The organism is Hyphomicrobium sp. MC8b (genome assembly GCF_905067615.1).
Taxonomy (GTDB): Bacteria; Pseudomonadota; Alphaproteobacteria; order Rhizobiales; family Hyphomicrobiaceae; genus Hyphomicrobium_B.
In genome coordinates this window covers 2,289,584-2,304,950 of record NZ_LR898465.1, presented here as the reverse complement: position 1 = coordinate 2,304,950, position 15,367 = coordinate 2,289,584, and the positions used below count along the sequence as shown (strand labels likewise).

The 15,367-nt window shown below is 62.3% G+C and carries 16 protein-coding genes; 8 read left to right on the top strand and 8 right to left on the bottom strand.

What is annotated here, in order from left to right:
- Window position 1 precedes the first annotated feature (1 nt).
- The 8 genes from ACLB1Z_RS11080 to ACLB1Z_RS11045 all read right to left on the bottom strand — a co-directional run bounded on the left by ACLB1Z_RS11080 (window position 2) and on the right by ACLB1Z_RS11045 (window position 7,393).
- The gene (locus ACLB1Z_RS11080) at window positions 2-892 is read right to left on the bottom strand and encodes a YicC/YloC family endoribonuclease (RefSeq protein ID WP_409559915.1); all 891 of its coding nucleotides are present in this window, start codon (window positions 890-892) and stop codon (window positions 2-4) included.
- Between the two features lie 98 nt (window positions 893-990).
- The gene (mltG, locus tag ACLB1Z_RS11075) at window positions 991-2,340 is read right to left on the bottom strand and encodes an endolytic transglycosylase MltG (protein ID WP_409559914.1); all 1,350 of its coding nucleotides are present in this window, start codon (window positions 2,338-2,340) and stop codon (window positions 991-993) included.
- 130 nt (window positions 2,341-2,470) lie between these two features.
- The gene (gene fabF / locus ACLB1Z_RS11070) at window positions 2,471-3,733 is read right to left on the bottom strand and encodes a beta-ketoacyl-ACP synthase II (RefSeq protein WP_409559913.1); all 1,263 of its coding nucleotides are present in this window, start codon (window positions 3,731-3,733) and stop codon (window positions 2,471-2,473) included.
- 141 nt (window positions 3,734-3,874) lie between these two features.
- The gene (locus ACLB1Z_RS11065) at window positions 3,875-4,117 is read right to left on the bottom strand and encodes an acyl carrier protein (RefSeq protein ID WP_013215676.1); all 243 of its coding nucleotides are present in this window, start codon (window positions 4,115-4,117) and stop codon (window positions 3,875-3,877) included.
- Between the two features lie 400 nt (window positions 4,118-4,517).
- The gene (fabG, locus tag ACLB1Z_RS11060; protein WP_409559912.1) at window positions 4,518-5,264 is read right to left on the bottom strand and encodes a 3-oxoacyl-[acyl-carrier-protein] reductase; all 747 of its coding nucleotides are present in this window, start codon (window positions 5,262-5,264) and stop codon (window positions 4,518-4,520) included.
- Between the two features lie 10 nt (window positions 5,265-5,274).
- On the bottom strand, window positions 5,275-6,222 hold the full coding sequence (gene fabD / locus ACLB1Z_RS11055; protein ID WP_409559911.1) for an ACP S-malonyltransferase: 948 nt from the start codon (window positions 6,220-6,222) through the stop codon (window positions 5,275-5,277).
- 148 nt (window positions 6,223-6,370) lie between these two features.
- Entirely contained in the window at window positions 6,371-6,910 is a 540-nt protein-coding gene (locus ACLB1Z_RS11050) for a VOC family protein (RefSeq protein WP_409559910.1), read from the bottom strand.
- Window positions 6,911-7,150: 240 nt separating this feature from the next.
- Entirely contained in the window at window positions 7,151-7,393 is a 243-nt protein-coding gene (locus tag ACLB1Z_RS11045; RefSeq protein ID WP_013947671.1) for a hypothetical protein, read from the bottom strand.
- Window positions 7,394-7,836: 443 nt separating this feature from the next.
- Here ACLB1Z_RS11045 and rpsF point away from each other — a divergent pair, with 443 nt between their 5' ends.
- The 8 genes from rpsF (at window position 7,837) to ACLB1Z_RS11005 (ending at window position 15,353) form a co-directional block, all read left to right on the top strand.
- A complete protein-coding gene (rpsF, locus tag ACLB1Z_RS11040) occupies window positions 7,837-8,379 on the top strand; it encodes a 30S ribosomal protein S6 (RefSeq protein WP_409559909.1) in 543 nt (180 codons plus the stop codon).
- Window positions 8,380-8,382: 3 nt separating this feature from the next.
- Entirely contained in the window at window positions 8,383-8,637 is a 255-nt protein-coding gene (gene rpsR / locus ACLB1Z_RS11035; RefSeq protein WP_013947669.1) for a 30S ribosomal protein S18, read from the top strand.
- A gap of 222 nt (window positions 8,638-8,859) precedes the next feature.
- On the top strand, window positions 8,860-9,810 hold the full coding sequence (locus ACLB1Z_RS11030) for a DUF2232 domain-containing protein (protein ID WP_409559908.1): 951 nt from the start codon (window positions 8,860-8,862) through the stop codon (window positions 9,808-9,810).
- Between the two features lie 39 nt (window positions 9,811-9,849).
- A complete protein-coding gene (gene rplI, locus ACLB1Z_RS11025; RefSeq protein WP_013947666.1) occupies window positions 9,850-10,431 on the top strand; it encodes a 50S ribosomal protein L9 in 582 nt (193 codons plus the stop codon).
- Between the two features lie 159 nt (window positions 10,432-10,590).
- On the top strand, window positions 10,591-12,102 hold the full coding sequence (locus ACLB1Z_RS11020) for a replicative DNA helicase (protein WP_409559907.1): 1,512 nt from the start codon (window positions 10,591-10,593) through the stop codon (window positions 12,100-12,102).
- A gap of 35 nt (window positions 12,103-12,137) precedes the next feature.
- Window positions 12,138-13,280, top strand: a complete 1,143-nt coding sequence (gene alr, locus ACLB1Z_RS11015; protein WP_409559906.1) for an alanine racemase — start codon at window positions 12,138-12,140, stop codon at window positions 13,278-13,280.
- Window positions 13,281-13,285: 5 nt separating this feature from the next.
- Window positions 13,286-14,662 (top strand): DNA repair protein RadA, encoded by a 1,377-nt coding sequence (radA, locus tag ACLB1Z_RS11010; protein ID WP_409559905.1) that lies wholly within the window; start codon window positions 13,286-13,288, stop codon window positions 14,660-14,662.
- 55 nt (window positions 14,663-14,717) lie between these two features.
- Complete coding sequence (locus ACLB1Z_RS11005; RefSeq protein ID WP_409559904.1) at window positions 14,718-15,353, top strand: CvpA family protein; 636 nt, start codon at window positions 14,718-14,720, stop codon at window positions 15,351-15,353.
- The last annotated feature ends 14 nt before the right edge of the window (window positions 15,354-15,367 follow it).

Here is a 15,367-nt window from a genome sequence, read left to right as displayed (position 1 = left end):
GTTATTCGACGTTTTGCACTTGTTCGCGGAACTGGTCGATAATCGTTTTGAGTTGTAGGCCCAGCCGGGTGACGTCGACCGCATTGGCTTTCGAGCACAGCGTATTGGCTTCGCGATTAAATTCCTGCGCCAGGAAATCGAGCTTGCGGCCAACCGCGCCGTTTTCCGCCAGAATTTCCCGCGCACCCGACACATGCGCCGAAAGCCGCTGCAGTTCCTCCTCCACATCGGCGCGCGTTGCGAGCAGCATGGCTTCCTGATGCAGTCGTTCCACATCGAGCGGCGCCGTCGTATCGAACAGGCGGGTAATCGCATCCTTGAGACGCGCGACGATAGCCTCCGGTGTGCGCGACGGTGAGGCGCGCACATCGGACCCCAGCCGTTCGATCTGAATAAGCTGCTCAATGACAATGTCGTGCAAGCGCGTGCCCTCGGCGCGCCGTGCTTCAGCCAGTTTGTCGAGCGCAGCCTCCAGGCTCTTCAGGAGCGCTCTCTCCCGCGCCGCACGTACGTCGCTGGCTTCAGCCATCTGGTCGGCCGCTTCCAGAACGCCTTTGATCATCATCAGCTGGGCCGCATCGGGCGCCGATGCCCCCGACAGCGCCGTCACGCGCTCGGCGGCCTTGATAACATCCTGAAGCACCGCTTCGTTCAAGCGGACCGAGCCGTTCGTCTGCTGCTTTTCGAGGCTCAGCGAAATCGAGACATTCCCGCGCGCCAGCCGCTTGGCGACAGCTTCGCGCGCCGGCAGCTCCAGAGCTTCATAGCCCGGCGGCAAGCGCAAGCGGACATCAAGCCCGCGGCCGTTGACGCTGCGAGCCTCCCACGTCCAGGCGAGGCCATCGGTCATGCCGTCGACGCGGGCAAATCCCGTCATGCTGGATATGGTCATAGGGGAATGTCTCGCCGACGGGTGGGTTTACGCGGGCCGCAACTTAACGGCTCGGATCGCATCCGCCAACTATATCTGATGGCTCGTCCGGCTGAAGGTTACTGTCGCTTCGGTTTGCGGACAGGAAGCGGCATGCCCGAGGCGTCGTTAGCTGTATCTGACGGCGAAGAGTCGTCGCCATCGCCGTCGCTCGCCCCTGAGGCCGGCGTCGTTGCCTTCGCCGATTTCTGCCCTTTGGACGTGCTGGTTTTTGCGGTTTTGGCAGTTGGGATCGGCGCAGCATCGTCGTCCTGATCGGCTGCGTTCTGAGCTTTTTGCTTTTCGACCTGCCGCCATTTCTGGACGGCGTTGTTGTGCTCTTTGAGGGTCTCCGAGAACGTGTGACCGCCCGTGCCGTCGGCAACGAAATAAAGATCGCCCGTTTTCGCTGGATGCAGCGCAGCAAGAAGCGCCGATTTCCCGGGATTACAAATCGGCCCCGGCGGCAGTCCGTTGATCTGGTATGTGTTGTAGGGCGACTTGGTCTCGATATCCGCCTTGGTGATGCCGCGGCCGAGCGCGCCCTGGCCGCCGACAATGCCATAGATGATCGTCGGATCCGACTGCAACCGCATGCCCTTGCGCAGACGATTATAGAAAACGGCGGCGACCCGGTCGCGCTCATCGGCGCGCCCCGTTTCTTTTTCGACGATCGACGCGAACGTCACGAGTTCATCCGTCGATCGCACGGGAAGGTCGGGATCGCGCTCATCCCAGAGCTGCCCCAACGCCTTCTCCATGCCGACCCGCATGCGGTCGAGAATCTCGTTCCGCGAGGCACCCTTCGAGAAATAATAGGTATCGGGAAGCAGCGTCCCTTCCGGCGGCACGCTCGAGATCTCACCGCTGAGGTTCGGCTCGGCTTTCAGGCGTTCGACGATCTGCTCGCTCGTCAGCCCTTCAGGCATCGTCGTCTTGTAGAGGATCGACTTGCCCTCCGCGAGCGTATCGATCACGTCCCGCATCGAGGCGTGTTCTTTGATTTGGTACTCGCCGGCTTTCAGCTCGCCGCCCTTGTGGCCGCCGAGAAACCCTTGAAGCAGATAGCCGCCGACGAACGTCCAGCGGTTCGTGATAACGCCTTCGCGCTCCAGCCGTTCGGCAATCGCAATGCGCCCCTCGCCCTTGGGAATGATAACCGTGCGCTCCTGCGGCAGCGGACCAGGGCTTTCGAATTGATGGAAAATGAGGAACGACGTGCCGCCGATGAGCAGCATGAGTACGAGGGCGACGGTCAGCACGCTGCTGATGGCCCGCACGATACCGCCGAGCGCGCGCGATGGTTCGCGCGCTTGAACGCCGCGCGGACGGCTCGGTGCACGTCCCGGCTCCAGCCGTTCTGCAGGACTTCGCGCCCCGGCTGTTCGTGACGTTCTAATTCCGTCCGAACGCTTCCGATTTTGACTCATGTTACCGCGAGCACCGTCATTGAAGGAGCGCGGTGCACGAGGTCATTGCCTCAAATCCCAGCGCTCCATCCCCCACCCGCGCCGGACGCTCACCGTAAAATGTGGCGAAAACGCGTATTAGAACGCTGTTTTAAGCCACCCGGCGCAGAACCAGAGAAGCGTTCGTGCCGCCGAAGCCGAACGAATTCGACAGCGCGATATTGATATCACGCTTCTGTGCCTTGTGCGGCACAAGGTCGATCGCAGTTTCGACCGATGGGTTGTCGAGATTGAGCGTCGGCGGAACGATATTGTCGCGGATGGCGAGCGCCGAGAAAATCGCCTCGATCGCACCGGCTGCACCGAGCAAATGCCCCGTCGCCGACTTCGTCGAGGACATCGCAAGCTTGCCGCTGCTGTTGCCGAACAGACGTTCGACAGCTTTGAGTTCGATCTCGTCGCCCATTGGCGTCGAGGTGCCGTGCGCGTTGACGTAATCAATCTCGCTCGGATCGACGCCGGCGCGCTTCAAAGCGGCCTTCATGCAGCGGTAGGCGCCGTCGCCATCCTCGGCCGGTGCCGTGATGTGGTAAGCATCCGACGACATGCCATAGCCGATGATCTCGGCGTAAATCTTCGCGCCGCGTGCCTTCGCATGCTCGTAGCTTTCGAGCACGACGACGCCCGCGCCCTCGCCCATCACGAACCCGTCGCGATCCTTGTCATAAGGCCGCGAGGCTTTCGTCGGGTTGTCGTTGAATCCGGTCGACAGCGCCCGGCAGGCCGCGAAGCCCGCAAGCGCAATGCGGCAGATCGGGCTTTCCGTGCCGCCCGCAATCATTACGTCGGCATCGTCGAGCGCGATGATCCGCGCCGCATCGCCGATAGCGTGCGTGCCAGTCGCGCACGCGGTGACGACGGCGTTGTTGGGACCTTTGAGCTGGTGCTTGATCGAGACGTAGCCGCCCGCGAGGTTGATAAGACGGCCTGGAATAAAGAACGGCGAAACGCGCCGCGGCCCCTTCTCCTTCAACAGGATCGACGTATCGGCGATGCCCGAAAGGCCGCCAATGCCCGAGCCGATCAGCACGCCTGCGCGTTCCTGCGCTTCTGCCGTCTGGAACTTCAGGCCCGAATCCGTGATCGCTTGATCGGCAGCCGCAACGGCATAAACGATAAAGTCATCGACCTTGCGCTGTTCCTTCGGCTCCATCCAATCGTCAGGATTGAACTTGCCTTCGGTCTGCGCGCCGCGCGGCACGAAGTTCGCGATCTGACAGGTGATATCGGAAACTTCGAATTCCTCGACGCGCCGGGCTCCGCTTTGTCCTGCAAGCAGATTGGTCCACGACGCTTCGACGCCTGAACCGACCGGAGTGACGAGACCCATTCCTGTAATAACGACACGGCGCATCGATGTTGTTCTTGTTCGCTGTTGCTGTTTGAGATCCACACTGGGCACGTAAAGGGGGCCGGTTGGTGACCCAGCCCCCATTAAATTCTGCCCAGAAGGCGCAATTACGCCGGGGACAAATCTGAAAAGTGCGAGGGCTGCTTAAGCCGCGCTCGCGTTCTTCTCGAGAAACTTGACGGCATCGCCGACCGTCAGAATGTGCTCGGCGGCATCGTCCGGAATTTCGCAGCCGAATTCCTCTTCGAACGCCATCACGAGTTCAACGGTATCCAAGCTATCTGCGCCAAGGTCGTCGATGAAGCTGGCATTGTCGGTGACCTTGTCGGCCTCGACCCCAAGATGCTCTACGACAATTTTCTTCACGCGCTCTGCGACATCGCTCATCGTTAATCCTCGTGTCTTTCTAATTTTTGGCGGCCTTTTCTGGCCCGCCTGTTCGCCCTGCAGAACCCGCTATAAACCGCATGACAGGATATCAACTTACGGGAAGTGTAGCCTGTTCGGATAGGGGTTCGCCCCGTTATAAAAGTCTTTTTCCTTAGTCGCCCTAGCGTGAGTCTTCCGCTTAGGCACCGTCCCCACGAAGCACTTCGCCGAGTTGTCCCCAGCTCTTCGTGCCGTCCCGATAACGTGTTTTTCACGTTTCAAAACCGTGGTGTCGTTAACACACTTCACCAGCATTGCAAAGCACGTGGTGACGCAGCCGACGACAGCCGAACCTTCAATCGTAAAGTCGCCGATAAATCAAGCATTCTCGGCGTTTACCATCATGGGCTGGAGTTGATTACACCATCGCCATGCCGCCGTTGATGTGCAGCGTCTGGCCGGTGATGTACCCGCCTTCGTTGGAAGCCAGATAGAGGCACCCGGCAGCCACGTCCACCGGATCGCCGAAGCGCTGCGCCGGGATCATCTGGGCGATCTCGCCCTTCTGCTTATCCGTCAGCACGTCCGTCATGTTGGTCTTGATGAAGCCCGGCGCGATGCAGTTCGCCGTAATTCCACGCGAAGCGACCTCGCGCGCGAGCGATTTGGTCATGCCGATCATACCGGCCTTCGAGGCCGCGTAGTTGCCCTGCCCCGGATTGCCGAAAACGCCGGAAACAGACGCAATATTGATGATCCGCCCGTATCCTGTCTTCGAGCGCATCATGTGGCGCGATGCGGCCCGGCACAGCATGAACGTCGACGTCAGGTTGACCGCGATGACGTCATCCCACTGATCGTCCTTCATCACCATGAACAGGTTGTCCTTGGTGAGACCGGCATTATTGACGAGAATGTCGAGACGACCGCCCAGAGCCTTCACGGCATCGTCGATCAACTTCGCGACGGCTGTGCGGTCCGCGAGATCGCACGGCAGCACATGCACGCGGTCGCCGAGTTCTTTCGCGAGCGCATCGAGCGCTTCGACTTTGCGTCCCGAGATAGCAACGGTTGCGCCAGCCTTGTGGAACACGCGTGCGATCTCGGCACCAAGTCCGCCCGTCGCGCCCGTGACGAGGGCGGTCTTGCCGGTCAGGTCAAACATTCAAATCTCCTTATGAAGTGAGTGCGGCGAGCGCCGCATCGATATCGGAAGGGGTGCCGAGGCTCGAAGCGTTGACGCTCGGAGCCGTGCGCTTAACGAGGCCTGCGAGGACCTTGCCCGCGCCGATCTCATAGAAATCCGTGACGCCGTCAGCCGCCATGAACGCCACGCATTCGCGCCAGCGGACCGTGCCTGTCACCTGCTCGACGAGCCGCTTCTTGATCTCGTCCGGATCGGAAATCGGCTGCGCCAGCACGTTTGCGACGACTGGAACAACAGGTTTGTTGACAGTCACGGACGCGAGCGCTTCCGCCATCGCGTCGGCGGCGGGCTGCATCAGCGCGCAATGGAAGGGAGCGGACACGGGCAACGGCACCGCGCGCCGAACACCGAATTTCTTGCCAATCTCCGGCACGCGATCGAGCGCCGTCTTGTGCCCGGACAGGACGACCTGTGTAGGCTCGTTGTCGTTCGCGACCTGACAAACGTCGCCCTGGGCAGCTTCGGCAGCGACTTTCTCCGCAACGTCGATGCCGACGCCGAGCAGCGCTGCCATCGCGCCGACGCCGACCGGAACAGCCTTCTGCATGGCCTGTCCCCGCAGCCTCAAAAGGCGCGCCGCGTCCGACAAAGAAAATGCACCGGCCGCGGCGAGCGCCGAATACTCTCCGAGCGAATGCCCGGCGACGAATTTCGCGCTGCTTGCGAGCGATACGCCCTTCTCTTTTTCGAGCACACGCATGACGGCCATCGATACCGCCATGAGCGCGGGCTGAGCATTCTGCGTCAGCGTCAGCGTTTCTTTCGGGCCTTCCCAGATCAGCGCCGACAGCTTTTCGCCCAGCGCATCATCGACTTCTTCGAATACGGCGCGAGCAACGGGAAAGGCATCGGCAAGCGCCTTGCCCATACCGACGTCCTGGCTACCTTGACCTGGAAAAACGAAAGCGCGTGCCATCGTGGAGAAAGTGCTCCCTGGGCTGGAATTGGGAATGACCTGCGTGCACGCAGATATTGGGCGGCCTTAGTCCACGCCCGCCCATCCGGTGTCAAGAGACGCTGCGCTCCGCCAACCGCCGCGCCAGCCCGTTGCCCGCGGCCAGCCGTTACGCGTTGGGCGCCGGTTCCCGCAAAAGGGCTCTCAGATCCAAGGCCTTCGTGAACATGGCGATATTGCCGTCGGCGTCGCGCGGCCATTCGGCCTCCGGCCGGTCCCAGTAGAGTTCCACGCCATTGCCGTCCGGGTCGTTGAGGTAGAGCGCGTCGCTGACTCCGTGGTCGGCTGCCCCAGTCAGTTCGACGCGGGCCGCCATCAGTCGCCGCAAGGCATCGGCCAGCGCTACCCGTGTCGGATAGAGCACAGCGAGATGGTAAAGCCCCGTCGTGCCCGGAGGCGGCGGCGTCCCTCCCCGGCTTTCCCAGGTGTTGAGGCCGATGTGATGGTGATAGCCGCCAGCCGAAATGAAGGCCGCCTGGCTGCCGAAACGCTGCATCAGCGTGAAGCCGAGAACGCCGCAGTAGAAGTCCAGCGCACGCTGGAGATCCGCTACCTTCAGATGGACGTGGCCGATCGTGACGCCTGGGTCGATCGGCCGGGCCTCGGTTGGCGTCGCGCCTCCTTGCGGCGTTTCGCGAATATCATTCATCAAATCTGCCTCGGCTGGTTGTCATTGAAGATGACATGGGCCGGCCGAAGCCGCCGGGCAAGCTCGACGAATGTGGCAGATTGCCAATGGCTTACCGCCAGGACGAGCCGCCGCAAAAAAAGCGTCGCGAAGCCGCGACGCTCAAATGCGCATTCGAAAAAACGCCGAAAATAGATCCAGAAGGCGTCGTTCGCTCCGGCGACGGGAGACGTGGCCTGCCGCGAGACGCCTGCTAAACAGTTAGCCTTCGACCGTCTCAACCTCGCAAAGTTCGCCGTCGATCAGATCGAACAGCACATCGGCGCCGGATTCTTCGGCTTCCTCAAGCGCTTCGACGAGGTTGTCGTCGATCGGCGCGACCTTGAGCGCCGACGTATCGGTCACGCCGTTTTCGGCCATGTTCTCTTCGCCCTCTTCGCGGGCCGTCTCTTCATCGTCCGCGACAGCCCAGATCGTCTCTTCAGTGTAAGCTGCATACTTCATGTCGTTGGTCTCCCTCGACGCGCCGGATCGATCCCGGCAATCCCCTTTAGGGCATGATTCCCGTGTTTGCGCCGTGACCGTCAATGATTGTCGACTGTCAAATTTCAAAGTTGCATGGACGCCACATTGTTGGGGGGCGCACGGCATGGAAGAACGGCGCTGGCCTCGTTTTCCTGTCCGGGCAGGGCGGCGTCTGTCCTGACTTGCCCCGGCCTGAAAATGCTGTATAAGGCCGCCTTTCCGTTCGGCAGGAGGCTGAACGGGGGCTCGGCCTGCGCTGGCGTCTTAACCATCGCATCTGAGAGGGGCTTTCGAGCGCCGTCCCCCAGTGTCTTCTCCTATTTGGTGCCAGATCGGCCTTTCTCGGGTCTTTTGGGGCTTTGCGCCGACGGAAAAATCAAGACGTCGCAAGACGTTATAACTCGAACCGAAAGGCCAATCGTATGCCGCTTTACGAGCATACCTTCCTGGCGCGCCAGGACGTGACCCAGGCCCAAGTCGAAGCTCTGATGAAAGAATTCCAGGGCGTCGTCGAAGAAGGCCAGGGCAAAATCACGAAGCAGGAATACTGGGGTCTCAAGAACCTCGCCTTCAAGATCAAGAAGAACCGCAAGGCGCACTACGCCTTCTTCAACATTGAAGCGCCGCCGGCAGCCGTGACCGAAATGGAGCGCCGCATGGGCCTCCACACCGACGTCATCCGCTTCATGACGGTGCGCGTCGAAGAGCTTGAGACCGAGCCGAGCGTCCAGATGCGCAAGCAGGACCGCGAGGAACGTGGTGATCGTGGCGACCGTGGCTTCGGCGGCGGCCGTGGCGGCCCGCCGCGCGGTGACCGTGGCGGCTTCGGCGGCGGTCGCGAAGGCGGCTCGACGTTCCGTTCGCGTCCCCCGCGTGACGGCGATGGCCCGCGCGGCCCGCGTCCCCCGCGTGAAGGCGAGGCCCCCCGTGGCCCGCGTCAGTCCAACACCGGCTCGGAGGGCTAATCCATGGCTGAGATCGCTTCCACTGGCGGTGGCGCACGCCGTCCCTTCCAGCGTCGCCGCAAAACCTGCCCGTTCTCGGGCGCTGGCGCACCGAAGATCGACTACAAGGACGTCCGCACCCTCGGCCGTTACATCTCCGAGCGCGGCAAGATCGTGCCGAGCCGCATCACGGCCGTTTCGGCGAAGAAACAGCGTGAGTTGGCCCGCGCCATCAAGCGCGCCCGCTTCCTCGGCTTGCTGCCGTACGTGATCAAGTAAACTGCATCTGGGTGGGCCGGCGCGTTGCGCCGCTCGCCTGGAGCAACATCAAACGCGTCTCCCGACCAACTCCGCGAAGCGAAGTCGGGAGGCGCAAAGAAAATGTCCGTGTCTTCCGGCCGGCTCGCAGAATGCGAGTCGGAAGACGCAAACCAAGAAGTTGGGTCAGGACGGGCGACCGGATCTGGCTCTAACCGCTCCGATGCGGGACAGCAAAAGAAGATGCCGACGAACGCTTTCATACTTGCCCTTGCAGCGGGACTGATTTCCGCAGTCGTATTCGCATCGGCGACGACGGGCGCTTTCTTGCTCCGCATCGTCCTCTTTCTGCTGACGCCACTCTCGCTTTATCTGACCGGGCTTGGTCTCGGCCCGATCGCCGCGTCGATTGCCGCCATCACCGCGACGACCTGCGTGCTGCTTATGGCCAACCCCCTCGCCGCCGAAGTCTATGCCATCAGCACCGCGCTGCCGGCCGTCATCTGCACGCGCCTCGCGCTGCTGAGCCGCGAGAACGACGGCGAGCGCGAATGGTATCCCGTCGGCCGCATCACCATCGCCGCCGCCATTTTCGCCGGTTGCTTCACGATCCTGGCGCTGATGCTGATGGGCGGGGACGTCGATACGTTGACGAAGTTGCTCCGCACCGTCGTCGAGAGCTTCGTCAAGACGGAGCTGTCGCAAATTCCCGGCGCTCCCGAAATCGGCGCGCCTGAAATCGACGAGATCACCCGCTCGACGCTTTACTCTCTGCCTTGGGCGCTGGGCATTCTCGCGATGGGAACGATCCTCATCAATCTTTGGCTCGCAGGCCGCATCACGCTGGCATCCGGACGGCTGCAGCGGCCCTGGCCCGATTTTGCGGCATTCGCCCTGCCGCCGGGAGCGACGTTCGCACTTTTGATCGCCATCGGACTGAGCTTCGTCGGCGGCATGCCAGGATTGTTCGCCGCCGGTTTTGCGGCGCCCTTCACGCTGGCGTTTGCGCTTGTTGGCTTGGCGCTCATCCATTCGCTGACGCGCGGCTCGCAGTGGCGAACGTTCATCCTGACGGCCCTCTATATCGGAGTCCTTTTCATCCCTCACCTCGGCTTGCTGCTCGCCATCACGGGACTCGCCGAAACCGTCTTCCGCTACCGGTCGGCACGAAAGCCGCCGGAAGCGCCGAACTGAAATCGCATTCCCCAATTCAAACCAGGAGCTATGAAACACATGCAAGTTATTCTTCTTCAACGTATTGGACGTCTCGGTCAGATGGGCGACATCGTCAACGTCAAGGATGGCTACGCCCGCAATTACCTGCTGCCGCAGAAGAAGGCGCTGCGCGCCACGGAAGACAACAAGAAGGTGTTCGAGGGTCGCCGCGCTCAGCTCGAAGCTGACAACCTCGCCCACAAGGCCGACGCCGAAGCCGTCGCCGCCAAGCTCAACGGCCAGTCCTTCGTTCTGATTCGCGCCGCCGGCGATACCGGCCAGCTTTATGGCTCCGTCTCGACGCGCGACATCGCAGCCGTCATCACCGAAGGCGGCTTCACCGTCGACCGCAACCAGATCATCCTCGACAAGCCGATCAAGACGCTGGGCGTCACGCCCGCGACCGTCCAGCTGCATCCGGAAGTCATCTGCTCGATCTCGCTTAACATCGCCCGCTCGCAGGACGAAGCCGACAAGCAGGCCCGCGGCGAAGACGTTGCCGTCGTCAAGGAAGAGGCCCTCGAACTCGAGACCTTCAATCCGGACGCAGCGTTCGAAGAAGGCGCCGCGCCGCAGGACGAAGCCGAAGAATCGGCCTGAGGATTTCACGCTCCTGTGGACTGCTTGGCCGTTGCGAGTTTAACACGGCCAAGCACTTCTGCAGCGCCCTGTCGGGAGCGTGTTGATAGCGGGGATGCCTCACAGGTTGCATGAGCACAATCTCCCGGTCGCGACCTGGAATCGGTTAGCTTCCGGCGCATGGCAGATCCCGCAGTCCTCCCCACCGAGAAGCTCAAACAGGTTGTCTCGGCCAATGAGCCGCTGACCTTCCGTCAGCCGCCGCATAACATTGAAGCCGAGCAGGCGCTTCTCGGTGCGATCCTCGTCAACAACGAGGCGCTCGATCGCGTCTCCGGCTTCCTGTCGCCCGACCATTTCTTCGATCCGCTGCATGCCCGCATCTTCGAGACGCTCGGCACCCTTATCCATGCCGGCAAGACCGCGACGCCGATCACGGTGAAGACGTTCTTCGAAAACGTCGAACCGATCGACTCGAACCTGACCGTTCCGCAGTATCTCGGCCGTCTCGCAGCGAACGCCACGACCATCATCAACGCCGCCGAATACGGCCGCACGATCTACGATCTCGCGACCCGCCGCTCGCTGATTATCATCGGCGAAGACATGGTCAACACGGCTTACGACAGCGCCGTCGATCATGCGCCGCGCGCCCAGATCGAAGAAGCCGAAGGCCGTCTCTACTCGCTCGCCGAGCAGAACAAGTACGGCAAGGGCTTCGAGACCTTCAAATCTGCGCTGACCACCGCCATCGAAATGGCAAACAGCGCGTTCCAGCGTGCGGGGCATTTGTCGGGCGCATCGACCGGTCTCTCCGATCTCGACAACAAGCTCGGCGGTCTGCAGCGTTCCGACTTGATCATCCTGGCCGGTCGTCCGTCGATGGGTAAGACGGCGCTCGCAACAAACATCGCCTATAACGTCGCCAAGGCCTATCGTGGTGAACGTCAGTCCGACGGCACGATGCACACAGTCGATGGCGGCATCGTCGGCTTCTTCTCGCTCGAAATGTCGTCCGAGCAGTTGGCCACCCGTATTCTCGCCGAGCAGGCCGAGGTGTCGTCGGAAAAAATCCGCCGCGGCATGATCGACGAGGCCGAGTTCCGCAAGCTCTCGGAAGTTGCGACCGAGATGTCGCGCATTCCGCTCTTCATCGACCAGACCGGCGGCATCACTATCGCGCAGCTTTCATCTCGCGCGCGAAAGCTCAAGCGCCAGCACGGCCTCGATCTGCTCGTCGTCGACTACCTTCAGCTGCTCGCCGGCTCAAAAGCGAGCAGCAGCGCCAACCGCGTGCAGGAAATCACCGAGATCACCACCGGCCTCAAGGCACTCGCCAAGGAACTGGCGGTTCCGATCATCGCGCTGTCGCAGCTGTCCCGTCAGGTCGAACAGCGCGAAGACAAGCGCCCGCAGCTCTCCGACCTTCGCGAATCGGGCTCCATCGAGCAGGACGCCGACGTCGTCATGTTCGTGTACCGCGAGGAATATTACATCGAGCGCACGAAGCCCGCCGAAGGAACGCCCGAATTTGCCGATTGGATGACGAAGATGAGCGCAGCCTCCGGCAAGGCCGAGGTCATCATCGGCAAGCAGCGTCACGGTCCTGTCGGCACGGTCGAGTTGTCCTTCGAAGGACAATTCACGCGCTTTGGCAATCTGGCCCGAGACTATATGCTGCCCCAGCACTAGAGGGGCCCGGATCGCAGCCGGGGTGGGAACGTGAGATGACGGTCAATGCGCGAATGCCCGAGAGCGTAGCAAGGGCGACGGGAACGATCACCGTTGACCTCGGATGCATCGCTGCGAACTGGCGGGCACTGGCCGATAAGGTCGCGCCCGCACGTTGCGCTGCCGTCGTCAAAGCCGACGCGTATGGGCTTGGCGCTGAACGCGTCATCGCCACGCTTGCGCGGGCAGGCTGCACAGCTTTTTTCATTGCGACTCCGGGCGAAGCCGAAACGGCACGCCGTATCGCGCCGGATGCCGACATCTACGCGCTCGACGGTCTGGTCGGAAACACCGCCGCCGCGTTCGCGCATTTCGCCGTGAAGCCGGTGCTATCGACGCTCGATGACGTCGTCGCCTGGTCGGCGCTGTGCCGGGCGCGCGGCGAACGGCTTCCCGCAGCGTTTCACATCGACACCGGCCTGCATCGCCTCGGGCTTCCCGTGCGCGACGTTCGCCGCCTCGTCGCCGAACCGTCGATGATGGCGGGCATCGAACTCGACCTGGTGATGAGCCACCTCGCCTCGGCCGACAATCCGCGCGATCCGAAAAACCGCGAGCAACTGCTGACGTTCGAGACGCTATCGGCGCTGTTTCCCGGCGTGGCGCGAAGCCTCGCTGCTTCCGATGGATTGATGCTCGGACCGTCCTATCATTTCGATCTGGTCCGGCCCGGCTACGCGCTCTACGGCGGACAGGCATCGCAAATCGCCCCAGCGCCGGTACACGCCGCCGTTACCGTTGCAGCGCGCATTCTCGCCGTCGCGGACGTCGCCCCTGGCGAAACGGTTGGCTACTCTGCGACGTGGCGCGCCAAACGCCCAAGCCGTATCGCCACGATTGCCGCCGGATATGCCGATGGCGTTCCGCGCAACGCCAGCGCGCCCGATGGCCGTCCCGGCGGACACGTCCTCATCAGCGGCCACTTGGCGCCGATCGTCGGCCGCATCTCGATGGACCTCATCACCGTCGACGTCACCGATCTGCCTGAAGGTGCCGCCATGCCCGGCGAATTCGCGAAACTCATTGCTGAAGGTCTGACGATCGAGGACGCCGGATTCTCAGCCGGAACCATCGGCTACGAAATCCTGACACGCCTCGGCAACCGCTTCACGCGCCTCTATCTTGATGAGAATCCGTAGGCGCCATGGCAAAGCCCTCGCGCTCCCTTTACGTCTGCCAGAATTGCGGAGCGACTGCGTCGCGCTGGGCGGGAAAGTGCACCGCCTGCGGTGAATGGAACACGCTCGTCGAAGAGACGGACGCAGGCCCCCCACCCGGCGCAGGCGTCACGCGCCAGAGCAAAGGTCGCGTCATCAAGCTCGAAACGCTGAAGGGCGCAGCTGAAGAAGCGCCGCGCTTTTCCAGCGGCATCGCCGAGCTTGATCGCGTGACGGGCGGCGGCATCGTTCCGGGCTCGGCCATTCTCATCGGCGGCGAACCCGGCATCGGCAAATCGACGCTTCTGCTCCAGGTCGCAGCCCACCTCGCTCGCAGCGGCGGACGCGCATTCTATTTTTCCGGCGAAGAAGCCATCGCTCAGGTCCGTCTGCGTGCGAACCGCCTCGGACTGGCCGATGCACCGGTCGCGCTTGCCTCCGAGACGAACCTGTCGAACATCCTGGCGACGCTCGGTGACGGTAAGGCGCCGGATCTCATCATCATCGATTCCATCCAGACGCTCTGGGCCGATACGCTCGATGCTGCGCCTGGCACAGTCAGCCAGGTTCGCGCCGCAGCGCTGTCGCTGATCCGCTACGGCAAGATGGCGGGAGCGGCCATGCTGCTCGTCGGCCACGTGACCAAGGACGGCCAGATCGCCGGACCGAAAGTCATCGAGCACATGGTCGACACCGTGTTGTATTTCGAAGGCGATCGCGGCATGCCCTATCGCATTCTGCGCGCCGTGAAGAATCGCTTTGGGCCGTCGGACGAGATCGGCGTGTTCGAAATGGTCACCGGCGGCTTACAGGAAGTTGCCAATCCGTCAGAGCTGTTCCTCGGCGACCGCGACAGCCGCAGCCCCGGCTCGGCGATCTTCGCAGGCGTCGAAGGCACGCGCCCGTTGCTCGTCGAGATCCAGGCGCTCGTTGCGCCGTCGGGCTTCGGCACCCCGCGCCGCGCCGTCGTAGGCTGGGACTCGAACCGTCTCGCCATGCTGCTCGCCGTACTCGATGCCCGCTGCGGTGTTTCGTTCGCCAACCATGACGTTTACCTAAACGTCGCTGGCGGGCTGAAGATTACCGAACCGGCCGCCGATCTCGCCGCCGCCGCGGCGCTTTTGTCATCCATCTCCGGCATTGCCTTGCCGCGCGACGCCGTCTATTTCGGCGAGGTCTCGCTGTCGGGGGCCGTCCGCGCCGCCGCCATGATGACACCGCGCCTGAAAGAGGCCTCAAAACTTGGATTTGGACAGGCGGTTCTGCCGGAAAACGGCGACGTCGATGTCCAGGGCATGAAGCTGTCGCTTTCCCGCATCGCACACCTCAAGTCGCTTGCAGACGCTACGGCGTCATGCGACTGATTCTTGGGGCGAGTCTCATGCTCGGGGAGCACGCGACCAAAGAGGGGATACGGCCATGGTCGGCCCGTTCACTTACCTAGACCTGGCGCTGATCGCCGTCTCGTTCATATCCGGTCTTCTTGCGATGTACCGGGGCTTCGCGCGCGAGCTGCTGTCGATCGTCTCCTGGATTTCCGCTGCTGGCGTCGGCTACTGGATCTTCGCCACCAAGAAGGAGATGACGGCCGATCTCGCAACCCAGACCGGCCTGCCACCGCAAATCGCGACGGTCGGCGTGGCAGTCGCTGTCGCCCTCATCGTCCTCATCATCGTGCACCTGATTACCGCGCGCATCTCCGATGCAATTCTGGATAGTCAGGTCGGCATGATAGACCGGGTTCTCGGCTTCATCTTCGGCGTCCTGCGCGGCTTTCTTCTCTTCGTCATACCCTACATGGCCTATGAGGCGTTCATTTCGCCTGAGAAAGAAAAGCAGCATCCTCTTGTTCGGGATGCATTTTTTAGGCCCTACGTGAAGGCGACGGGGGAGTCGATCCGCAATGTCCTGCTGCAGGTCATTCCGCAACCGTCCGCGACGCCGCCACCGGCTTCGCCAAACGAACAGCCTGGACAGCAAGGCTTTCTTGAGCAAAAGGGTCGTTCAGTCGCGCTGGTCATCAATGGCCAACGGTACTATATGACGCTCGCGTGACGCGGGTAGCGTCA

Excerpts from the sequence above, each read along its gene's own strand:
- fabF (WP_409559913.1), bottom strand. The coding sequence starts at position 3,733 with ATGCGCCGTGTCGTTATTACAGGAATGGGTCTCGTCACTCCGGTCGGT.
- ACLB1Z_RS11030 (WP_409559908.1), top strand. The coding sequence starts at position 8,860 with ATGCCGACGAACGCTTTCATACTTGCCCTTGCAGCGGGACTGATTTCC.
- radA (WP_409559905.1), top strand. The coding sequence starts at position 13,286 with ATGGCAAAGCCCTCGCGCTCCCTTTACGTCTGCCAGAATTGCGGAGCG.
- ACLB1Z_RS11065 (WP_013215676.1), bottom strand. The coding sequence starts at position 4,117 with ATGAGCGATGTCGCAGAGCGCGTGAAGAAAATTGTCGTAGAGCATCTT.
- rpsR (WP_013947669.1), top strand. The coding sequence starts at position 8,383 with ATGGCTGAGATCGCTTCCACTGGCGGTGGCGCACGCCGTCCCTTCCAG.
- rpsF (WP_409559909.1), top strand. The coding sequence starts at position 7,837 with ATGCCGCTTTACGAGCATACCTTCCTGGCGCGCCAGGACGTGACCCAG.
- alr (WP_409559906.1), top strand. The coding sequence starts at position 12,138 with ATGACGGTCAATGCGCGAATGCCCGAGAGCGTAGCAAGGGCGACGGGA.
- ACLB1Z_RS11050 (WP_409559910.1), bottom strand. The coding sequence starts at position 6,910 with ATGAATGATATTCGCGAAACGCCGCAAGGAGGCGCGACGCCAACCGAG.
- ACLB1Z_RS11020 (WP_409559907.1), top strand. The coding sequence starts at position 10,591 with ATGGCAGATCCCGCAGTCCTCCCCACCGAGAAGCTCAAACAGGTTGTC.
- fabD (WP_409559911.1), bottom strand. The coding sequence starts at position 6,222 with ATGGCACGCGCTTTCGTTTTTCCAGGTCAAGGTAGCCAGGACGTCGGT.
- ACLB1Z_RS11080 (WP_409559915.1), bottom strand. The coding sequence starts at position 892 with ATGACCATATCCAGCATGACGGGATTTGCCCGCGTCGACGGCATGACC.
- ACLB1Z_RS11005 (WP_409559904.1), top strand. The coding sequence starts at position 14,718 with ATGGTCGGCCCGTTCACTTACCTAGACCTGGCGCTGATCGCCGTCTCG.
- mltG (WP_409559914.1), bottom strand. The coding sequence starts at position 2,340 with ATGAGTCAAAATCGGAAGCGTTCGGACGGAATTAGAACGTCACGAACA.
- rplI (WP_013947666.1), top strand. The coding sequence starts at position 9,850 with ATGCAAGTTATTCTTCTTCAACGTATTGGACGTCTCGGTCAGATGGGC.
- ACLB1Z_RS11045 (WP_013947671.1), bottom strand. The coding sequence starts at position 7,393 with ATGAAGTATGCAGCTTACACTGAAGAGACGATCTGGGCTGTCGCGGAC.
- fabG (WP_409559912.1), bottom strand. The coding sequence starts at position 5,264 with ATGTTTGACCTGACCGGCAAGACCGCCCTCGTCACGGGCGCGACGGGC.